Below are 6347 nucleotides of genomic sequence, written 5' to 3' on the forward strand. Positions count from 1 at the left end.
ACTGCACTCGACAGGGTGTGGGAGAGTAGGACACCGCCGAACACCCGTTACCGAAGACCCCCACCGATTCCGGTGGGGGTCTTCGGCTTTCCCGGGTCCGGGTGTTCCGGTCCCGGCCGGTGACCAACAGTGTGCGTCCGGCTGCCGGTGTGTCGCTGGGATTCACCCGCGGATCTACGGCGATCTGCCCCCTCACTCGGAGAGGTGGGCGAGGATGTGGACGATCGTCGTTTCGGCGCGGCCGCGCAGAGCGATCCGATCGTGCGGAGTCCACAGTGCGCCTTCGGAATCCGACGCGGCATCGACGGCGCGCCCGGAGGCTGCGACCCTTCCGGGGACCGACTTCGCCAGCTCCGACAACCGTGCCGCCTCGTTGACCGGATCACCGATCACGGTGTATTCGAAGCGTTCCCGTGCCCCCACGTTCCCGGCGACCGCCCGTCCGGCGGCCACGCCGATGCCGGCTCGGCACTCGGGGACCTCGGTGAGGATGCGGAGGGCGATCTCGCGGGCGGCGCGCAGGGCGGAGCCGGCAGCGTCGTCGGTTTCGACGGGTGCGCCGAAGATTGCCAGGGCGGCATCGCCTTCGAACTTGTTGACGAAGCCGCCGGCGCGGTGCACTTCGTCGACGACGACCTCGAAGAACCGGTTGAGCAGCGCGACGACCTCGGCCGGCGGTCGGCTCGCGGCCATCGCAGTGGAACCGATGATGTCGACGAACAGCACCGCCACATCCCGTTCTTCTCCGCCGAGGACATCTGCATTGGCGAGCGCGGCCGCCGCGACCTCGCGTCCGACGTGCCGGCCGAAGACGTCTCGCAGTCGTTCGCGTTCGCTCAGTCCTTCGGCCATCCGATTGAACCCGGCCTGTAGTTCGCCGAGGGCGGTGCCGTCGTACACCACGACCCTGGTGTCGAGGTCGCCCTGCTCGATTCGGGTCATGCCGGCCCGCACGGATTCGATGGGCGCGATGCTCGCGCGCACACTGAGCCACATCAGCAGGGCACCGACGACGAGCGCGATCGAGCCGATCGTCAGGATCGTCACCGCGAACCGGGTGGGAGTGACGGGCCGGATGAAGCTGAACACCGCGACCAGGAGCAGCCCCACGATCGGGACGGCGCTGCCCAGTCCCCACGCGAGCATGAATCTGCCGCCGGCACTCGCCGGCCGTCGGTTCACCGGCCCACCCGCTTCGAGTGCGCGGGCCGCTACCGGGCGCAACGCAAACTCACCGAACAGGTAGACGAAGCCGCACACGGTCAGACCGGCCAGGGTGATCGTCAGGGAGACCTTGGGGATCGTCGTCGGATCGACGATGCCGAAACACGTCGTGAACAGGACCAATCCGATGAACCAGAGCGTTCCCTGCTGAAGGGTGAGCCGCCACGGCAGGCGGAGCGCAGCCCGCTTCTGAGTGTCGGTCGGGGGCCGGTCGTCGAGCGCCCAGCGCAGTTGCTCGAGTCCGAGCCTGGTGCCGCGCACCGTTCCGACGACCATCGCGACGAGTACGTAGACGGGTGCGATCACGGCGACGACGACGAGAAATTCGCGGGTGAGCACCGTCGGGCCGGGGACCACCACGTTGATCAGCACGGCGGCGATGGCCGCCCCGAGGAAGTGCGTGCCGAGCAGCGAGAAGGTCAACAGGGTCTGGATTCGGATGCGTTGCCGCCGAACCGGTTCGGCGGGCTCACCGAGGATCGGGGAACCGAGTGGCGCGTCACTTGCACGGCGTACGGGCATAGTCGTTGGAGACTAGTCGTTTAGACGATATGAGGGGCTGGGCTGGGGCCTCACTCACATGTGAACGTGGGTTGCCGGCAGGAAACGGGTCCTGGCCGGTGGAGCCACAGATGTGGGAGGCCCCAGCAATGAATCAGCGTACGAGTGTAGGGCTGGACGTGCACGCACGATCGGTGGTCGCCTGCGGCCTCGACGGCCGGACCGGTGAGCTGTTCGAACGCCGTTTGACGCCGGCGCATCACGATCTGCTCGACTGGATCCACACGCTTCCCGGCCCGGTAGCGGTGACCTACGAAGCCGGACCCACCGGGTTCGGACTGGCCCGGTTCCTGTCCACCGAGGGCATCGAATGCCTGGTCGCGGCCCCGTCGAAACTGCAACGTCCACCGGGAGACCGCGTCAAGACCGATACGATCGACGCCCGGCATCTGGCCCGGCTGCTGCACCTGCAGCAGATCGTCGCGGTGACGGTCCCCAGTGTCGAGCAGGAGGCAGCTCGCGACCTGGTGCGAGCCCGCGAGGATTGCCGCTGCGATCTCATGGCGGCCCGCCATCGGATATCGAAACTGCTTCTGCGGCAGGGAATTGTCTACTCCGGCGGTCACGCATGGACGCAAACGCATGATGCCTGGTTGCGCGCCCAGCGTTTCGATCCACCGGGTCTGCAGCTGGCATACGAGAGCGCCTACGAGACCATGCTCGCCGTAGTGGACCGACGCGATCGTCTCGATGCGGCAATCGAGACGATGGCCGCGGACAGCGAGTACACGCCGGTGGTCACCCGTCTCGCGTGCCTGCGCGGAATCTCGACATTGACCGCATTCGGGTTGGCGGTGGAGATCGGTGACTGGCAGCGTCTGACGGGACGCTCGATCGGCGCGTATCTCGGGTTGGTGCCCACCGAGCATTCGTCCGGTTCGGTGCGATCACAAGGGTCGATCACCAAGACCGGCAACGGGCATGCCCGACGACTGCTGATCGAGGCCGCCTGGCACCACCGGCCCCGGTATCTGCCGGGAGTGACCCTGCGGCGCCGCTGGGACAAGGCATCTCCGGCCGCGCGAGCTCGTGGACAGCAGGCGAATCGGCGGCTGCACGAGCGGTGGGTCGGGTTCGACGTCCGGCGCAAACGCCCCGCGGTGGCCAACACCGCGATCGCCCGTGAACTCGCCGGCTGGTGTTGGTCACTGGCGGTGCTCGAAACCTGACAAGAACGGTTCCCGCTGCACATCCGGTCGGCGAGTATGGTCCTCGACCCGTCGGTCGGCAAGGTCGGTTCTCCTCGCTGCGCTGCGGGGACTCCACCTTGCCCCACTCCGTGGTCGACGACCGACGGAGCACGGACCGGGCCCGCACGGGGGAACCTCGACACGTCCGACTGAATCATCCGGGTCGGTGGCGGCAGCGTCAGGGAGTGATCCGCGCACGCACTATGAGCAATCCAACCCCTCGAGGTGGATCACGCTCGACGTTAGACGAGCGAGCCGCTCCCAGCCGAATAACCGTCCTGCGGTACCCAACCCGCGCATATCAGAGTGACCACGCGTCGGAACCGACACGCTCGTCACCACCCGAAAATTCAGCCGGACCCCAGAGGCGGCGCCCCGCGACGACGGTCCCCGGCGCCGCCTCACCCTGCATTCTTGACAAAGCGACGTCCATATCAGTGCGTGGCACGGGGCATCCATTAGGGTGGCAGGAGTGCGCCTAGTGATTGCCCGCTGCCGAGTCGACTACATCGGACGCCTGACGGCACACCTGCCGACGGCGCGACGCCTGCTGCTGGTCAAGGCCGACGGTTCGGTGAGCGTCCATGCCGACGACCGTGCCTACAAGCCGCTGAACTGGATGAGCCCGCCGTGCTGGATGGCCGAGGAGCCGACCGAGGACGCGGAGGCTCTGTGGGTGGTCACCAACAAGGCAGGTGAGCAACTGCGCATCACGATCGAGGAGATCGAGCACGATTCGAGTCACGAACTGGGCGTCGATCCGGGCCTGATCAAGGACGGTGTGGAGGCGCACCTGCAGGAGCTGCTCGCCGAGCACGTCCATACATTGGGCCCCGGGTACACGCTCATCCGACGGGAGTACCCGACGGCGATCGGCCCGGTCGATCTGCTGTGCCGGGACGCGGACGGCGGCACGGTGGCGGTCGAGATCAAGCGACGCGGCGAGATCGACGGGGTCGAACAGCTCACCCGCTATCTCGAACTCCTCAACCGGGATCCGCTGCTGGCGCCGGTGACGGGCGTGTTCGCGGCGCAACAGATCAAACCGCAGGCCAAGACTCTCGCCACCGACCGGGGCATCCGCTGCCTCGTCCTCGACTACGAGGCGTTGCGCGGAACCGAGAGCACCGAGTTTCGGTTGTTCTGATCATGCCGCGCCGCAACCGAGCTCAGCCGCCGCGGCAACGCGGGCAGAACCTGCACGCGTCCGCGACCGTCCGCACCGAGTACGGGCCGGCGGGCGCCGAGTCGGAACGGTTCACCGTACGCACGGTGCCGGGGTCGCGAGCGACCAAGTCGTATCGGTGCCCGGGATGCGACCACGAGATCGCGCCGGGCACCGCGCATGTGGTCGCCTGGTCGACCGATGCGCTCGGTGGCGCGGACGACCGCCGGCACTGGCACACCGGATGCTGGTCGGGACGCGCGACTCGCAGTCCGACGAGACGCTGGTCGTAGTCGCCGGACGCGGGTCGAACACGCGCGATTCGGCTACCTGCGTGCCTTGCTGGTGACCGCGGGGGAACGACCCCGATCGCCCGCCACTGCCGGCATCCGCTCGGTTTCGTCGCCGGACCGGTCGTTGTTCGCCGTCGACTCGGGGGCCGAAGCCTCGGCATCGTCCGACCCTGCGCTGTCGGCTTCCGCTCGGTCGGTGCGGTCGTCCTGTGTCGACTGCCCGTCGCGGTCGAGCAGCTCGCCTTCCCGCGTGACCGCGGCGAGCATCGACGGAACGGATTCGAGTTGCTCGCGTACCCCGTCGAGCTGGGTGAGGATCCGGCTGCGCAGCACGCGCAGCTCCTCGGTGAGATCGCGGGCGTTGGCGATCTTGCGCTCCGACTGTTCGGTCGCGACGGCGAGACGTCGTGCGGCTTCCTGGGTCGCCTGCTCGACGCGCCGGTCGGCCTCGGCCTTGCTGGTGCGCTCGAGTTCGTCGAGCGCACCGAGCAGCTTGGACCGACGCTCGCCCATCGTGATCTCGAAGTCCTGCTGGACCTGTGCGCGCTTGGCTTCGGCTTCCGCGGCGAGCCGGTCGCGTTCCGCCTCGGCGGCGGCGATGATGCGATTGGCCTCGGCGCGTGCCGCGGCCATCGTCTCCGCATGTTCCTCTTCGAACGCGACGCGCCGCCGCTCGAGCTCGGCGATCTTCGCTTCGTAGTCGCCGCGCAGACGGATGCCTTCCTGCTCGGCGAGCGAGATCATTTCCGCCGCTTCGGCTTCCGCGCGCGCCCGAAGCTCGGACGCCTCGTCGGACGCCAGCCGGAGCATCCGGGAGATGCGATCGCTCATCCCCTCGGCGGTCGTCGGAGGCACCGACAACCGATCGACGTCCCTGCGCAGTTCGTCGATCTCGTTGCGGGCGTTCTCGAGCTGACGGGACAGGTCGCGGGCCTGAGCCGCGGCGGCGTCCCGGTCGGTCGCGGTCACCCGCAGCTCGGCCTCGAACCGTGCGAAGTAGTTGGTCACCTCGTCGCGGTCGAAGCCCTTGCGCACGATGGAAAACGGGAGATGGCTGGGGGTGCGATCGCGATCGAAGACCATGGCGTCAATCTACCCGGTCGGTGAGGCTCGGGCGGCGGGCGATCCCGCGTTGTGATAAGCGCCGCGTCGAGGACTCAGTGGTGAACGTCGGCGGCCGGCTCGACGAGCTCGACGAGCACACCACCGGCGTCCTTCGGATGCAGGAAGTTGATGCGCGAATCGGCGGTTCCGCGGCGCGGTGCGTCGTACAGCAGCCGCACACCCTGCTCACGGAGAATGGTCGACACGGCGTCGAGATCGCTGACGCGGTAGGCGAGCTGCTGGAGTCCCGGGCCGCTGCGGTCGATGAACTTCGCGATCGTCGAGTTCTCGTTCAGCGGTGCGAGGAGCTGGATCGCGGTGGAACCCTCGGGGGAACCGGGCACCGACAGCATCGCCTCGCGCACGCCCTGCTCCTCGTTGACCTCCTCGTGGGTGGAGACCAGGCCGAGGTTCTCGGCGTACCAGGTGAGGGCGGCGTCGAGGTCGGGCACCGCGATGCCGACGTGATCGATGGCGGTGACGAGGCCGGAGGCCAGCACGGCGCCGGTTGCGGGGGAATGGGAGGACGACTCAGTCATGTTCTAGACGGTAGCGCTAACGTTAGATCAGATCACGCCGGGAGGTCGCTTCCGGCACAACCCCAGGAACGCGCCAGGCTGCTGTTCCTCGAGACCTCGGAGGAATTCCCCGTGACCACTTCAGTCATCGTTGCCGGTGCCCGTACCCCGATGGGCCGTTTGCAGGGCGCGTTGAAGGATTTCTCGGGGTCGGATCTGGGTGGGGTCGCGATCAAGGGGGCACTGGCCAGGGCCGGGGTCGCCCCGGAGCAGGTGGAGTACGTGATCATGG

Annotated in this window: 7 protein-coding genes; 4 read left to right on the forward strand and 3 right to left on the reverse strand. The window is 67.9% G+C overall.

The genetic code is table 11. The features are described 5' to 3' along the window. Positions 1–192 precede the first annotated feature (192 nt). Positions 193–1746: an adenylate/guanylate cyclase domain-containing protein gene (locus ACWDTS_RS27955; RefSeq protein ID WP_197255322.1), complete on the reverse strand. Its 1554-nt coding sequence runs from the start codon at positions 1744–1746 to the stop codon at positions 193–195. A 128-nt stretch (positions 1747–1874) separates the two neighbouring features. On the opposite strand from ACWDTS_RS27955, the gene ACWDTS_RS27960 reads away from it, so the two are divergent. The 3 genes from ACWDTS_RS27960 (at position 1875) to ACWDTS_RS27970 (ending at position 4433) form a co-directional block, all read left to right on the forward strand. Further along, the gene (locus tag ACWDTS_RS27960; RefSeq protein WP_450119450.1) at positions 1875–2954 is read left to right on the forward strand and encodes an IS110 family transposase; all 1080 of its coding nucleotides are present in this window, start codon (positions 1875–1877) and stop codon (positions 2952–2954) included. 493 nt (positions 2955–3447) lie between these two features. After that, positions 3448–4122 (forward strand): endonuclease NucS, encoded by a 675-nt coding sequence (nucS, locus tag ACWDTS_RS27965; RefSeq protein WP_197255320.1) that lies wholly within the window; start codon positions 3448–3450, stop codon positions 4120–4122. 2 nt (positions 4123–4124) lie between these two features. Next, positions 4125–4433 (forward strand): ATP/GTP-binding protein, encoded by a 309-nt coding sequence (locus tag ACWDTS_RS27970; RefSeq protein WP_231611306.1) that lies wholly within the window; start codon positions 4125–4127, stop codon positions 4431–4433. 33 nt (positions 4434–4466) lie between these two features. Here ACWDTS_RS27970 and ACWDTS_RS27975 read toward each other — a convergent pair whose 3' ends face one another. Beyond that, complete coding sequence (locus ACWDTS_RS27975; protein ID WP_197255318.1) at positions 4467–5516, reverse strand: coiled-coil domain-containing protein; 1050 nt, start codon at positions 5514–5516, stop codon at positions 4467–4469. A 74-nt stretch (positions 5517–5590) separates the two neighbouring features. Further along, on the reverse strand, positions 5591–6076 hold the full coding sequence (gene mce, locus ACWDTS_RS27980; RefSeq protein WP_197255316.1) for a methylmalonyl-CoA epimerase: 486 nt from the start codon (positions 6074–6076) through the stop codon (positions 5591–5593). Between the two features lie 111 nt (positions 6077–6187). Here mce and ACWDTS_RS27985 point away from each other — a divergent pair. Beyond that, positions 6188–6347 (forward strand): thiolase family protein (locus tag ACWDTS_RS27985; RefSeq protein WP_450119451.1); only part of this gene is annotated, 160 nt, incomplete at its 3' end.

This window comes from Rhodococcus sp. NPDC003383 (genome assembly GCF_053589115.1).